Raw genomic sequence first — 12,724 nt, 5'->3', positions numbered from 1 at the left:
TCTTGAGATTCACTTCCGCGCATCGAAGCAGGGTGGTTTTGGACGCTGGATAGCATATCGCAAACGGTCGCCAATACGCCCCTGCGCACCCTGAAACGCGGTGAAAATCGACAAATGAGCCGCCCACCCCGCCGATCAATAGGAGTTGAGTTTTGCGGATCGGTGCACCGCCCTACATAAGATGCGGCTGGCCAAGGAGGATTTCAGTTTGTCGTTTCATCGGATGATCGCGTCTCTCGCCTTACTCCTCACCCTTTCCGCGCCGGTTCTGGCGCAGCAGCAGCGCGGTGGCGACGAGAACCGCGAGCGCGGGCGCCAGGCGGAGCAAGGTGCGGGTGGCGCCATATTCAGCCTGATCCCGGCGGATTCCACCACCGAACACGTCTTCAAGGCACCTTCCGGCGACCTGCCCTATACCGCGACGGCCGGCACGCTCGACCTGTTCGGCCAGGACGGCAACCGTTCGGCTAAGATCTTCTACACCGCCTATGTCACCAAGAACAGAACGCCGGATCGACCGCTCACCTTCGCCTTCAACGGCGGTCCGGGCGCTGCTTCCGCTTATCTGCATCTCGGCCTGGTCGGCCCTAGAATGCTGGAATTCGGTGCGACCGGTGACAACGGTACGACGCCTCAGCTGAAGGACAATCCGGAAAGCTGGCTCGCCTTCACCGATCTCGTGCTGATCGACCCGGTCGGCACCGGCTGGAGCCGGCCCGCCAGCAACGATGCGGCCGGCGGTTATTACGGCGTGCGGCAGGATGCCGACAGTCTGTCCAAGGCGATCGCGCTCTACGTCCAGAAGAACAACCGGCTCGATGCGCCGAAATACCTGCTCGGCGAGAGCTATGGTGGGTTTCGCGCCGCCAAGGTCGCCGTCTCGCTGAAGAACAGCCAAGGGATACTCGCCTCCGGCATCATCATGCTGTCGCCACTGGTCGAGGGCCGTTTCCTCGCCAATTCCGAGGATCCCTTGAGTGCCGCGCTGCAGCTTCCCTCGCTCGCGGCGGCCGAGTTGGAGCGCCGCAACCAGTTCACACAGGAAAAACTCTCCGAAGCCGAGCGTTTCGCGATGAGCGACTATCTCGTCGGGCTTGCCGGCCCCTCCCCCACCGGTCAGGCGGCCGATGCTCTCTATGGCCGGGTTTCGGAGCTTACCGGCATTTCGAAGGACGTCGTCGCCCGCACCCGCGGTTTCATCGGCGATGTCTATGCCAAGCAGATGGGCGGCACGGGGAAAGTCGTCAGCCCCTACGATGCTTCCTATGCGGTGCCGGATGCCTATCCGGAAGATGCCTCCACCCGCAACGACGACCCGATCCTGGAAGGTTACACCCGCGCCTATGGTGCCGCCTTCTCCGCCTATGCCCGCAACGAGCTCGGGTTTGCGAGCGAAATGACCTATTCGCTGCTGAACGAAGACGTGAACCGTCGCTGGGAATGGAACGGCAGCCGCGGCGGCGACTCGCGCTCGCTCGCCAGCGCGTCAACGGATATCCGCGACCTGCTCTCGGTCATCCCGTCCTTCAAGCTGATGATCGCCCACGGCTACAGCGACGCGCTGACTCCTTATGGCGCCAGCCGCTACGTCATCGACCATTTGCCGCCCGACCTCGCCGCCGGCCGCGCCGAGCTCAAAGTCTATCGCGGCGGGCACATGTTCTACACCAGGCCGGATTCGCGCAGGAGCTTTGCGGGGGACGTCAGGGCGTTTTACGAGGCCAAGGCGACGGATTGAATTCGCCAGCAGATCGATGACGGCAAGGTCACCGTGATGTGATGCGCAGCCGCCTTGCTGGTCTGGGCTCGAAACCGCTACTAGCTCACATACGTTGATTTTCAGAAAGATTTTTCGGTCCATGACCAGCGAATACCAGATGTCGCGGCGCGCCTTCGTTATCGGCTCCGTTTCGATGACCGCGACGCTTGCCGGCTGCGCCACCACTGCTGAGCGGGCGCCGGTCCCGGAAATGGCCCGCCGCCCAATCGAGCCCCCGAGCGAAGCGGAACTGCAGGCCAGATACGCCGCCGTCGAGGACAGCGGCCACCTCCTGCCGGCGATCCCCTACAAGCAGATCGACCCGAAATATTATCGCCAGCGCGTGGTCGATCCGACCGGCGAATTGCCGGGCACGGTGGTCGTCGATACACCCGGCCGTTTCCTCTATGTTGTGGAGCCTGGCGGCACGGCGATGCGCTATGGCGTCGGCATTGGCAAGGACGGTTTTGCCTGGCAGGGAGAAGGCGTCATCCACTGGCGGCAGCCCTGGCCGCGCTGGAAGCCGCCGAACGAGATGGTGGCGCGCCAACCGAGCCTCAAGAAGTTTTCCATCGAAAACGGCGGCATGGATCCGGGCGTCAAGAACCCGCTCGGTGCCCGGGCGCTCTACATCTTCCAGAACGGCCAGGATACACTCTACCGCCTGCACGGTTCGCCGGAATGGGCTTCGATCGGCAAGGCGACTTCGTCGGGCTGCGTGCGCCTGGTCAACCAGGATGTGATGGACCTTTATACGCGGGTGCCCTACCACGCCCGGATCGTCGTGCATCAGGAAGCGCTGAAGGCCGCTCCTGCCGTCTGACACGGCTGCTGCGATGGTGTTGTTTCCCCTAAGGGGCATGGTGTAAGCAACCCGGCGCCGCATCCCAGAAAGCGACAGGAAAAGAGGTCGGAGGCTTAAACTGGAACTGGACGACGAGACGCCGCAATCCGATGCGCCGACGCCGCGCATGCTGTCATGGACGCGCAATTCGACTATCTATCGCATCGAGCGACGCATGCACACGGAAAGGCAGCTCTTCGATGCCATAGCGCGCAAGGCACGCCAGAAATTCGAGGATATCGGCGAGGTCCAGATCAGGGCGCTTGCCGAATTCGCCGTGAAATTCGCCTATGACAACAAGGCGCTGGATGATGCCGCCTTTGCCGAAATGAGCACCCGCTCGGGCATGCGCGGCGGCAAGTCCAGACGAGCCATCGCCCAGAGATTGTCGCAGAAGGGCGTGGCGAGCAGTACCGTCGCGGCCGCCGTCGCTGAAGCCGACGACTTCCACGCCGCCCTCGTCCTGGCCCGCAAACGAGCGTTTGGGCCGTTCCGCAAAGGCGAACTCGACGAAAAACGCAAGGCGAAGGAATTTTCCGCCTTTGCCAGGGCGGGTTTCAGTTTCGATATAGGAAGAAGAATCTTCGAGATGTCGCTTGATGATGCGGAAGAAGCACTGGATGCAGGCCGCCATCTCAAGGCGTGAGGACAGAGTTTCCCGCGGTCGTCAGGCCTGCTTGAGCGAAGGGTCGTCGAGCGCCGGATTGTAGAAGAGCGAGAGCGTCAGGCTTCGTGCGATGCGCTCCGCCGTCACCATGAACCAGGCTTTCGCCTCCGGATTGGGCGTAATGTCGTCCAGCGTGGCGGCAAACAGCTCCAGCCATTTCGGGAAAAGCTCCGCCGTCATGTTGGCGACGCCAAGATGCGCCTGGACCGGCTTTCCGCCATAGGCACCGTTGCGGAAGGCGACGGAGGACCAGAAGCTCTTCATCTTCGCCATGTGCTCCGGCCAGCGTCCGGAAAGCCGCGCGTCGAACACAGGCCCCAGTTCCGGGTGCTCCAGGATGCGGCCGTAAAACGTATCGACCAGCTTGCCGATGAAGGCGTCGTCGATGCCGATCGCCTTCATTTCCGCTTCCGCCCGTTTCCGGATCGCCGCGATATGCGCCGCGCGCGCCTGCAATTCGTCGCTCATTTCAAGACCTTGGGTTCCGTCGCATCTGCGGCCTGTCTTATATAGGCTCTGCGGGTGTCATGCCCAAGGCCTAACTGCTGATTGCGACGATCTGACAGGGAGCGTCGCGTTCGGCAGGTTGCAGATGTTGAAATTCCACCGCATCGCAGCATATCGGTTTTGCCGCAATGCGGCTTTGAGTTCATGCGTAGGACGAGGATCATGCGGAAGCGGGAATTTCTAATCGGTGGAACAGCGCTGGCCCTGTGGGCCAAAGCGGGAGGTGAGGGTATGGCGGCCTCGAGTAAACCGGTTGATGCCGCAGCGCTTGCGGCGCTGCGGCCCGGCATGCCGATGTCGGCCGTCGAAAAGGCGATGGGTTCTGCCTGGCGGGCTCCGGCGCCGCATAAGGGCGGGCTGATCGACATTCTCGAAAATACCTATGGAGTAGTCGTGCGGATCGATCGGAAGGGACTGATCGGCAGCGTTAACTTCAACTCCCGCTTCGAGCATACGATTGCCGGAGTTCCCATGGGTATTTCGCTTAGCGATCTTCGCACCACTGTGCCCGATATGGAGATCGGCGAGGAAAGCAAGGTACGGCGCGCCACCCGTTTCGGCAGGAAGCAATTGCCGGAAGGTGAGCTTTCCGCCCGCATCACCTATGACACGGTCTATGAGATCAACATTTCCAATCCCGATGCCGAATATATGGAGCCGACCGCGCCGCCCTACCCGGCCGCAGGCGGCGATCCGGGCGCGCCTTTCTCGGATGTGAACCTGAAGCTGGCAGTGCTCTCTGCCCTTTTGCGTGCCAAGGCGATTGATCTCGGCACGCCGGAAGAGCTTGCGAGCCATGTGCTCGGCCGCCCGGTCAATCTGGAAAAGGAGGGCTACGAACTTATTCCGGAAGCGCTGGATTATCTCGCCCGCTATCCTTTGAACGACGAACTCCTGGCTTCCGTCGAGTGGATCGAATTCGACGGAGGCTCCGCGATCTACCCCTATGTCTGGTATTTCTGGGGCGGCGAGGAAAATGCGTTCGATATCAGGGACCTGTCAGGTATCCGCTTCTGCCCGAACCTGAAATTCATCTCCGTAATCTCGATGATCGACAAGGTTGATATGCGCGACCTCGTGCCTCTCCAGAAACTGGAACGGGTCAGCATCAACGTTCCGTCCGAAAACATTGAGGCATTGCTCGATCTGCTGTCGCTCAGACAAGCGGGTCGTTTTTCCGGGGCGCCGGCCGCACGCAGAGTTTTGGAAACGTTGAAGCAACGCGGCGTTCAGGTGAACTAAATCTGGGATGACCCCATCGCGTCAAACCTGCCCCCGGCCACATTTCTGTAAAACGGGGCTCCCTCCCTTGAGGGGAGGGAGAGGCTTTGGATCACACGCGTTCCAGGGCCACCGCGATACCCTGCCCGACGCCGATGCACATCGTGGCAAGCGCATAGCGGCCCTTGCGGAGCGACAGTTCCAGCGCTGCGGTGCCGGAAATGCGGGCGCCGGACATGCCGAGCGGGTGGCCGAGCGCGATCGCGCCGCCGTTCGGGTTGATATAGTCGGCGTCTTCCTGCAGGCCGAGTTCGCGAAGGACCGCGATGCCCTGGCTGGCAAACGCTTCGTTGAGCTCGATCACGTCAAAATCCTTCGGCGAGATGCCGAGACGGGCGCAGAGCTTCTGAGTGGCCGGCGCCGGTCCGATGCCCATGATGCGCGGCGGAACGCCGGCTGTGGCGCCGCCCATGATGCGGGCGATCGGGGTCAGGCCGTATTTCCTGGCTGCCGCTTCCGAAGCGATGATCAGGGCTGCCGCGCCGTCGTTGACGCCTGATGCGTTGCCGGCGGTGACCGTCGCGCCCTCGATCTTGTTGAGCACCTTGAGCTTAGCGAGCGCTTCCATATTGGTCGCGCGGGGATGTTCGTCCTTCGAAACGACCACCGGATCGCCTTTGCGCTGCGGGATGCTAACCGAGGTGATTTCCTTAGCAAGACGACCGTTCTCCTGAGCCGCCGAGGCTTTCGCCTGGCTGCGGACGGCAAACGCGTCCTGGTCCTCGCGCGAAACCTTATAGTCGATCGCCACGTTGTCGCCGGTTTCCGGCATGGAATCGACGCCATACTGCTTTTTCATCAGTGGGTTGACGAAGCGCCAGCCGATCGTGGTGTCGTAGATCTCGGCGTTGCGCGAAAACGCCGTTTCGGCCTTCGGCATGACGAAGGGCGCTCTGGACATGCTTTCGACGCCGCCGGCAATCATCAGTTCCGCCTCGCCGGCCTTGATGGCGCGGGCAGCAGTGATAACCGCATCCATGCCCGAACCGCAGAGGCGATTCATCGTGGTGCCGCCGACACTGACCGGCAGGCCGGCAAGCAGCGCCGACATGCGGGCGACGTTGCGGTTGTCTTCGCCGGCCTGGTTGGCGCAGCCGTAGATGACATCCGCGACGGCTTCCCAATCTACGGAAGCGTTGCGCTCGATCAACGCCTTCAGGGGGATGGCGCCAAGGTCGTCGGCACGAACGGAGGAGAGCGAACCGCCGAAGCGGCCGATCGGGGTGCGGATATAATCGCAGATATAGGCTTCGGTCATGATCTTCTCTTTTACAGTTTCGGCACGACGAGATCGGCGACCGGTCCATCGATATGGAGGCGGGCGCCGGTCATGGCCTGCAGTTCCTCGACTGTCATATCGGTCAGCTTTTCGCGCAGGACGAAATGCTTCTCGACGATGTCGATGACGGCATGGCTCGTATAGACCCGAGTGATACAGGCAACGCCGGTCAACGGAAAGGTACAAGCTTCAACTAATTTCGGCTCACCGTTCTTGGTGACGTGTTCGGTGATGACGCAGACCTGCTTGGCGCCATGTACGAGGTCCATGGCGCCGCCGACGGCCGGCACGCCCTTGGAGCCGACCCGCCAGTTGGCGAGGTCGCCGTTCTGGGCCACCTGCAGCGCGCCTAATATGGCGACGTCGAGATGGCCGCCACGCACCATGGCAAAGCTGTCGGCATGGTGGAAGAAGGCGGCACCCGGCTTCAGCGTCACGGCCTTCTTGCCGGCGTTGATCAGGTCCCAGTCTTCCTCGCCTTCAGCCGGCGCTTCGCCGAAGTTCAGGATGCCGTTTTCGGTGTGGAAGATCGCCTCGCGACCGGGCGGCTGGTAACGGGCGACCATTTCCGGGAAACCGATGCCGAGGTTCACATAGGCGCCGTCCTGGATGTCCTGGGCGGCGCGCCAGGCGATCTGGGCGTTGGAAAGCTTGATGTCTTCTCGGGTGTTGAGGGTCATACGTAGGCCACTCCGGCGCGAATGAGGACTTCTTCCTGCTGAGGATCGGGAACTTCAACGACGCGGTCGATGAAGATGCCGGGGGTCACGACGTGCTCGGGATCAATGCCGCCGGGCGGCACGATCTTCGACACCTGCACGATCGTCTTGGCCGCGGCCATGCACATCAGCGGATTGAAGTTACGGCCGGCCTTGTTGTAGGTGAGGTTGCCCAATGGATCACCGAGCTGCGCCTTGACGATGGCGAAATCGGCCTTCAGCCAGCGCTCCTGCACATAGTGGCGGCCGTCGAACTCGGCGATTACCTTGCCGTTGGCAAGCTCTGTACCATAGGCGGTCGGCGTGTAGAAGGCCGGAATGCCGGCGCCGCCGGCGCGGATGCGCTCGGCAAGCGTGCCTTGCGGCACCAGTTCGAGCTCGATCTGTCCCGCCAGATAGCGATCGGTAAAGGCGCGCGGATCCGACGATTTCGGAAACGAGCAGATCATCTTCCTGACCATGCCCGCGTCGATCATCGCGGCAATGCCGATGCGGCCGTTGCCAGCATTGTTGTTGATGACGGTCAGGTCCTTGATTCTCTTGTCGATCAGCGCATGGATCAGCTCGATCGGGGCGCCAGACCCGCCAAAACCGCCGATCATGATGGTCGCGCCATCACCGATCTCGGAGACGGCTTCCGCCGTGCTCCCGATTGTCTTGTCCATGCGGGATATCTCCTTCGCTATAATCGGCGGAAGTGGCCGCCGTGCCTCCGGGAAAAGAGATAGATCAGCGCGGGATGGACAGCAAGAAGATTGTGCGATAATTGACTTTTGTTCATATATCGCACATATTGTCTGAACTAGCGGTGCGGAGCGACGGTCTCGACAAGGGGCGGGTTCAGGGGAGAAACCATGCAGGAAACGGATTTCGTCAGCGGTTTCGCGCGAGGCCTGAAGGTCATCGAGGCTTTCGGTGAAACGACGCCGCGGCTGGCGATCGCCGACGTGGCGAAGGCGACCGGCCTCGACCGCGCGACGGCCCGCCGCTGCCTGCTCACCTTGGCCGAACTCGGCTATGCGGACTATGACGGAAAATTCTTCGTGCTGACGCCGAAGATTTTGCGGCTCGGCCATGCCTATCTCTCGGCCACCCCTCTGCCCCATATCGTCCAACCCTTCCTCGACAAACTCGCCGAGGAGGTTCACCAGAGCGCATCGGCAAGCGTGCTCGACGGCACCGAAGTCGTTTATATCGCCCGCGCCTCGCAGAAGCGGGTCATGTCGATCAACCTGATGCCCGGCAGCCGCCTCCCCGCCTATTGCGCCTCGATGGGCCGCGTTCTGCTTGCAGCGCTGCCCGAAGACGAGGCCCGTGCGCTTCTGAAGCAAACGAACCTCAGATCCTTCACACCGCGCACGCTCACCGACCCTGCCCGGCTGATGGCAGAGCTTGCCCGCGTCCGCGAAGAGGGTTTTGCCGTCATCGACCAGGAGCTGGAACTCGGTCTCTGTTCGATTGCCGTGCCGCTGGAAAACGATCGCGGCCGCGTGGTCGCCGCGATCAATATCGGCGCGCCAGCGGCAAGTGTCCCCGCCGCCGAAATGGCGGACCGTTATCTCGAGCCTCTTAAGGGCGTTGCGAGGCTTCTGAAGTCACTGCTGCGCTGAACCCATCAGTGCGGTGAACCGATGGGGCCGCAGGAGAGGTCTTCGCCATCCGCACCTGTGGGCCAATATGCTCATTCTTCTCGAAACGCCCGTTCAATCTGATCGGCGAGCGGTTTCGCCAAGTAGGAAAGCGCGGTGCGTTGGCCGGTCTGTATGAAGGCTTCCGCCGGCATGCCCGGAACAAGAAGAAGTCCATCAAGTCGAGCCAGCTCTTCGTGCGGAACTGCCAAGCGAACCAGATAGTACGAAAACCCCGTGCGAGTATCTTCCGTAAGATCTGCCGCAATGCGTGCGACGGTGCCATTGAGCTCCGGCGTCGTCCGCTGATTGAAGGCCGACATCCTTATGACCGCCATCTGTCCGACGCTGACCTGATCGATATCCTGTGGAAGGATGCGCGCCTCAAGGGCAAGTTTGTCGCGGTCCGGCACGATCGACAGGATCACGTCCGCAGGCGATATCACGCCTCCGACGGTATGCACCGTCAGTTCATGCACCCTCCCCGCCTGGGGTGCCAGAATTTCGATGCGTTTCAGCTGATCTTCAGCGGCGATCTTGCGCTCGATGAATTCGCCAATCTGGCCTTGTACCTCGCGCAGTTCCCGGCCGACCTCGGTTTTCAGGTCCTGGTCGATCTGGGCGATCTGCAGCTTCGTTTCGGAAATCCGGCCCGCCGCCTGTGCCTGGAAGGCTATCTTTTCACCACGCTCTCCGGCGAATGTCGCCGCCTGGGTCTCCAGGCCGTTCAGCCGCTGCACGGATACGATACCCTTCTCGTGCAGTCCCCGCAGAGACGCGATTTCGATTTCGAGCACCTTGAGGCCGCGATCATATGCGGTTTCCTGAGCCTTCAGGCCCTCGATTTCGTGGTCGAACTGGGCAATCCGTTCCAGCAACTGTGATTTGTTGCCCTGACGTGAACTGCTCCGGAACTCGAACAGTCTTCGTTCACTCTTCAGGATCGATGCGACGTCAGCGTTGTCTGCACGCTCAAGCAGCGAACCGGGAAACAGGATTTCAGCGAGATCGTCTCGCTCCGCTTCCAATCTTGCGAGACGGGCATTCAGCTCATCGAGCCGTCTGGTCACGATACCAAGATTGGCGCGTGTCTGGGTGGCATCGAGGCGCATCAGCACGTCCCCGGCGCTCACCTGCTGGCCTTCGCGGACCAGTATTTCACCGACCACGCCGCCTGTCGGATGCTGCACGCGCTTGACGTAGGAGTCGACGACGAAGTGCCCCGAGGCGACGACTGCCCCGGCCAAGTTCGTCATGGCCGCCCAGGCACCGGCACCAAAGATAAAGGTCAGCCCGATGACTGTTCCCGCAACGAGGTGACGGCGGATGGAGCGTGAGACCGGATCGTTCCTAGTGCTTGACATCGGCGTCGCCCTTTTCTTCCGTTTCCGATCTCTCTTCGGTGGAGTCCGCAACCACCCTGAAGGGCGCGACCGTGCGTCCGCTGACCTGAAACGGTCGCGGCTCTGAAGTGATCGCCGCGGATCGGACCGGCGCTTTCAGGACACGGGCCAGGATTTCATCTCTCGGGCCGAATGCTGCCATCCGCCCGTTATCGATCATCAGGATGAAATCGACAGCGCCGATGGCGCTTGGCCGATGGGCAATGACGATGGCGATTCCGTTTCGAGCTCGGATGCTTGCAATTGCCTTGACGACTGCCGCCTCGCCCTCCGAGTCCAGATTGGCATTCGGCTCATCCAGGACGACAAGAAAAGGATCACCATAGAGAGCGCGGGCAAGGCCGATCCGCTGACGCTGACCGGCGGACAAAAGCGAGCCGTTTTCACCAATCTCGGTCTCATAGCCCTTTTCGAACCTGAGGATCAGTTCGTGGGCCTCTGCCGCTTTAGCAGCATTGACGATTGTTTCCGGATCAGCGTCAGGATCGAACCGCGCGATATTTTCGCCGATCGTCCCCTCGAACAGCTCGACGCCTTGCGGAAGGTAGCCCAGATGTTTCCCCAGAGCCTCGCGGTCCCATTGGTCGAGGCTGGCCCCATCGAGCCGCACCTTCCCGCCGACCGGGGACCAGGCACCGACGAGAACGCGGCTCAGCGTCGATTTTCCCGAACCACTTGGTCCTATCACCCCGATGGCGCTTCCTGCCGGCGCGGAGAAATTCACGCCGGTGATTGTTGGCGTCTTCGTGGGACCAGGAGGAATGATCGTCAGGTTTTCGACAGCGAGCCTTTCGCGCGGTGCGGGAAGTGCCATCAGGACCGGCGTCTCCGGCATCATCGATAGCAAGCCACCCAACCGGTCCCAGCTTTGTCGCGCCATCAAAAATGGTTTCCAGCTTCCGATGGCGAGATCCACCGGCGCCAGTGCCCGGCCCATCATGATCGAGCTTGCGATCATGATGCCGGCCGTCACCTGTTGCTCGATGACGAGCCATGCGCCGACGCCAAGGATCGCAGACTGGAGAGTAAGCCGAAGCGAACGCGAGATTGCGCCAAACTGTCCGGCCACATCACCGGCCCGGCGGTTCGATGCGAGATAGGCCAGATTGACCCGGCGCCAGCGCATCGAAAGCCGTTGCTGAAGACCAAGCGCGCGCACGACCTCGGCGTTGCGACGCCCCGCTTCCATTGCCGCACTTCTCACCATCCCGTGTCTGGTCGCCTCACGCGTGGGTCCGCGAGAGAGAAGATCCGTCAACGCGGTCATCGCGACCAGCGTGATCGCACCCACCGATGCCGTGACCCCGATCCAGAAATGAAAAGCGAAGCAGATGCCCAGATAAAGCGGCATCCAGGGCAGGTCGAAAAACGCCGTTGGGCCCTGGCTCGACAGAAAACCTCGGACATTGTCCAAATCGCGGAGAGGCTGCAGCCCGTCTCCGGGCATTTTCGTTTCCAGGGGAAGCCGCAGGACGGCTTCATGTACCCGACCGGACAGTTGATGATCGAAGCTTTCGCCGACCCGCAACAGAATGCGCGATCGAACAATATCCAGTGCCGCCTGGACTCCATAAAGACCGAGCGCAAGCATGCTCAACCCGACCAAGGTTGGAATGCTGCGGCTCGCGAGAACGCGATCGTAGACCTGCAGCATGAACAGGGGCGAGGTCAGCGCCAACAGGTTTACGACGCCGCTGATCACAGCAAGGCCGATGAGTGCCGCTCTGGCCGTCGGGACGACCATCGCAGCACGAAGCTGCGACGGCGCCTTGGTGTGTGTGGAGACCGACAAATTCGTTCCCTGTCAGAATACGAAATTGCCGGAGATCAGAGCGGACTTGGATACGCTCTCGAGCGTGATCGTGCCGAGCGAACCGAGATTGATAACCGTATCGGCACCAACCTGCGACGAAGCCGCGAAGACTTCGGCATAGGTATCGAAGGACGTGCTCGCGAGGCCCGAGAGATCGATGAAGTCGCCGGTGGCGCCGGCCACGAAGCCAGAAACGCTGTCGTTCCCGATCGAAGAAGCAAGCGAACCGGCGATATCCCGATCGAAGACGAACGTATCGCGTCCAGCGCCGCCGTTGAGATCGTCGTTTCCGTCAAAGCTGTAGAGACGATCGTCTGAGCTCGTTCCGTTCTGAACCGTTCCGACATCACCAAAATAGTCGTAGAGACCGTCAAAGGACTGACCGAAAACCGTACCACCGGTCAAGTTTCCGCCATGCGAGAGCATGTAGATCGCTTGATTGAACGCGGCTGTCGGCGCAGCCCCGCCCAGGTCGATCGAAAGGTCGGTAGCAGTCAGTGCGAAACCGGATGACGCGGAACCGGTTGCCGACCAACCGAAGTCAAGTGTGTCAAGCGTCCCCGTGAAGCCGCCTGGCGAGGCGTAGGAAAAGCTTCCCTCAAGCAGGACGGCCGAGCTGTCTACGCCCACATTGCCCGCCACCCACTGCTCATGTGGATTACTGGCGGGGCTGAAGGCGCCGTTGCTGTTATAGCCGAAATTGGCCGTCCATATGTCGAGATACCCTACCAGGTCGCTGCTGAAGGCCGTTAAGTTCATAGTTGCAGGCATCTGATTGCTCCTTGGTTGATCCATGTTCGCCTCTTGACGAACCTCGTTTCCAC

12 protein-coding genes are annotated in these 12,724 nt (G+C 61.4%); 5 read left to right on the top strand and 7 right to left on the bottom strand.

Going from position 1 to position 12,724, the window contains the following annotated elements; all coding sequences use genetic code 11:
- The first annotated feature begins 223 nt into the window (after positions 1-223).
- From PMI07_RS10120 to recX, 3 genes are all read left to right on the top strand, one after another.
- A complete protein-coding gene (locus PMI07_RS10120) occupies positions 224-1,738 on the top strand; it encodes a carboxypeptidase (RefSeq protein WP_037086162.1) in 1,515 nt (504 codons plus the stop codon).
- Positions 1,739-1,859: 121 nt separating this feature from the next.
- The gene (locus PMI07_RS10115; protein WP_024163707.1) at positions 1,860-2,582 is read left to right on the top strand and encodes a L,D-transpeptidase; all 723 of its coding nucleotides are present in this window, start codon (positions 1,860-1,862) and stop codon (positions 2,580-2,582) included.
- A gap of 106 nt (positions 2,583-2,688) precedes the next feature.
- The gene (gene recX / locus PMI07_RS10110) at positions 2,689-3,249 is read left to right on the top strand and encodes a recombination regulator RecX (RefSeq protein WP_037086159.1); all 561 of its coding nucleotides are present in this window, start codon (positions 2,689-2,691) and stop codon (positions 3,247-3,249) included.
- 21 nt (positions 3,250-3,270) lie between these two features.
- On the opposite strand, the gene PMI07_RS10105 is transcribed toward recX, so the two are convergent.
- Positions 3,271-3,738 (bottom strand): truncated hemoglobin, encoded by a 468-nt coding sequence (locus PMI07_RS10105; RefSeq protein WP_007761643.1) that lies wholly within the window; start codon positions 3,736-3,738, stop codon positions 3,271-3,273.
- A gap of 270 nt (positions 3,739-4,008) precedes the next feature.
- On the opposite strand from PMI07_RS10105, the gene PMI07_RS10100 reads away from it, so the two are divergent.
- The gene (locus tag PMI07_RS10100; RefSeq protein WP_007761642.1) at positions 4,009-5,019 is read left to right on the top strand and encodes a hypothetical protein; all 1,011 of its coding nucleotides are present in this window, start codon (positions 4,009-4,011) and stop codon (positions 5,017-5,019) included.
- A 91-nt stretch (positions 5,020-5,110) separates the two neighbouring features.
- Here PMI07_RS10100 and pcaF read toward each other — a convergent pair whose 3' ends face one another.
- The 3 genes from pcaF to PMI07_RS10085 are packed head-to-tail and all read right to left on the bottom strand — an operon-like array spanning position 5,111 to position 7,721.
- Complete coding sequence (gene pcaF / locus PMI07_RS10095; RefSeq protein WP_007761641.1) at positions 5,111-6,316, bottom strand: 3-oxoadipyl-CoA thiolase; 1,206 nt, start codon at positions 6,314-6,316, stop codon at positions 5,111-5,113.
- Between the two features lie 11 nt (positions 6,317-6,327).
- The gene (locus PMI07_RS10090) at positions 6,328-7,017 is read right to left on the bottom strand and encodes a CoA transferase subunit B (RefSeq protein WP_007761637.1); all 690 of its coding nucleotides are present in this window, start codon (positions 7,015-7,017) and stop codon (positions 6,328-6,330) included.
- Positions 7,014-7,721, bottom strand: coding sequence for a 3-oxoacid CoA-transferase subunit A (locus PMI07_RS10085; RefSeq protein WP_007761635.1), 708 nt, complete (start codon positions 7,719-7,721; stop codon positions 7,014-7,016). The genes PMI07_RS10090 and PMI07_RS10085 overlap by 4 nt, the downstream gene beginning before the upstream one ends.
- Before the next feature lie 189 nt (positions 7,722-7,910).
- Here PMI07_RS10085 and PMI07_RS10080 point away from each other — a divergent pair, with 189 nt between their 5' ends.
- On the top strand, positions 7,911-8,666 hold the full coding sequence (locus PMI07_RS10080; protein ID WP_007761634.1) for an IclR family transcriptional regulator: 756 nt from the start codon (positions 7,911-7,913) through the stop codon (positions 8,664-8,666).
- Positions 8,667-8,737: 71 nt separating this feature from the next.
- Here PMI07_RS10080 and PMI07_RS10075 read toward each other — a convergent pair whose 3' ends face one another.
- Genes PMI07_RS10075 through PMI07_RS10065 form a run of 3 tightly spaced genes read right to left on the bottom strand, consistent with a single transcriptional unit; the run spans position 8,738 to position 12,671 of the window.
- The gene (locus PMI07_RS10075) at positions 8,738-10,048 is read right to left on the bottom strand and encodes an HlyD family type I secretion periplasmic adaptor subunit (protein WP_007761633.1); all 1,311 of its coding nucleotides are present in this window, start codon (positions 10,046-10,048) and stop codon (positions 8,738-8,740) included.
- Positions 10,035-11,831 (bottom strand): type I secretion system permease/ATPase, encoded by a 1,797-nt coding sequence (locus PMI07_RS10070; RefSeq protein WP_051484164.1) that lies wholly within the window; start codon positions 11,829-11,831, stop codon positions 10,035-10,037. The genes PMI07_RS10075 and PMI07_RS10070 overlap by 14 nt, the downstream gene beginning before the upstream one ends.
- A 60-nt stretch (positions 11,832-11,891) precedes the next feature.
- Positions 11,892-12,671, bottom strand: coding sequence for a hypothetical protein (locus tag PMI07_RS10065; RefSeq protein ID WP_007761630.1), 780 nt, complete (start codon positions 12,669-12,671; stop codon positions 11,892-11,894).
- Positions 12,672-12,724 lie beyond the last annotated feature (53 nt).

The sequence above is a fragment of the Rhizobium sp. CF080 genome (genome assembly GCF_000282095.2).
Taxonomy (GTDB): Bacteria; Pseudomonadota; Alphaproteobacteria; order Rhizobiales; family Rhizobiaceae; genus Neorhizobium.
Note: the sequence above shows the minus strand (reverse complement) of the source record. Positions and strands in the feature narration are given on the sequence as shown.

Excerpts from the sequence above, each read along its gene's own strand:
- PMI07_RS10075 (WP_007761633.1), bottom strand. The coding sequence starts at position 10,048 with ATGTCAAGCACTAGGAACGATCCGGTCTCACGCTCCATCCGCCGTCAC.
- PMI07_RS10065 (WP_007761630.1), bottom strand. The coding sequence starts at position 12,671 with ATGCCTGCAACTATGAACTTAACGGCCTTCAGCAGCGACCTGGTAGGG.
- PMI07_RS10115 (WP_024163707.1), top strand. The coding sequence starts at position 1,860 with ATGACCAGCGAATACCAGATGTCGCGGCGCGCCTTCGTTATCGGCTCC.
- PMI07_RS10085 (WP_007761635.1), bottom strand. The coding sequence starts at position 7,721 with ATGGACAAGACAATCGGGAGCACGGCGGAAGCCGTCTCCGAGATCGGT.
- PMI07_RS10070 (WP_051484164.1), bottom strand. The coding sequence starts at position 11,831 with ATGGTCGTCCCGACGGCCAGAGCGGCACTCATCGGCCTTGCTGTGATC.
- PMI07_RS10105 (WP_007761643.1), bottom strand. The coding sequence starts at position 3,738 with ATGAGCGACGAATTGCAGGCGCGCGCGGCGCATATCGCGGCGATCCGG.
- PMI07_RS10100 (WP_007761642.1), top strand. The coding sequence starts at position 4,009 with ATGGCGGCCTCGAGTAAACCGGTTGATGCCGCAGCGCTTGCGGCGCTG.
- PMI07_RS10080 (WP_007761634.1), top strand. The coding sequence starts at position 7,911 with ATGCAGGAAACGGATTTCGTCAGCGGTTTCGCGCGAGGCCTGAAGGTC.
- PMI07_RS10120 (WP_037086162.1), top strand. The coding sequence starts at position 224 with ATGATCGCGTCTCTCGCCTTACTCCTCACCCTTTCCGCGCCGGTTCTG.
- pcaF (WP_007761641.1), bottom strand. The coding sequence starts at position 6,316 with ATGACCGAAGCCTATATCTGCGATTATATCCGCACCCCGATCGGCCGC.
- PMI07_RS10090 (WP_007761637.1), bottom strand. The coding sequence starts at position 7,017 with ATGACCCTCAACACCCGAGAAGACATCAAGCTTTCCAACGCCCAGATC.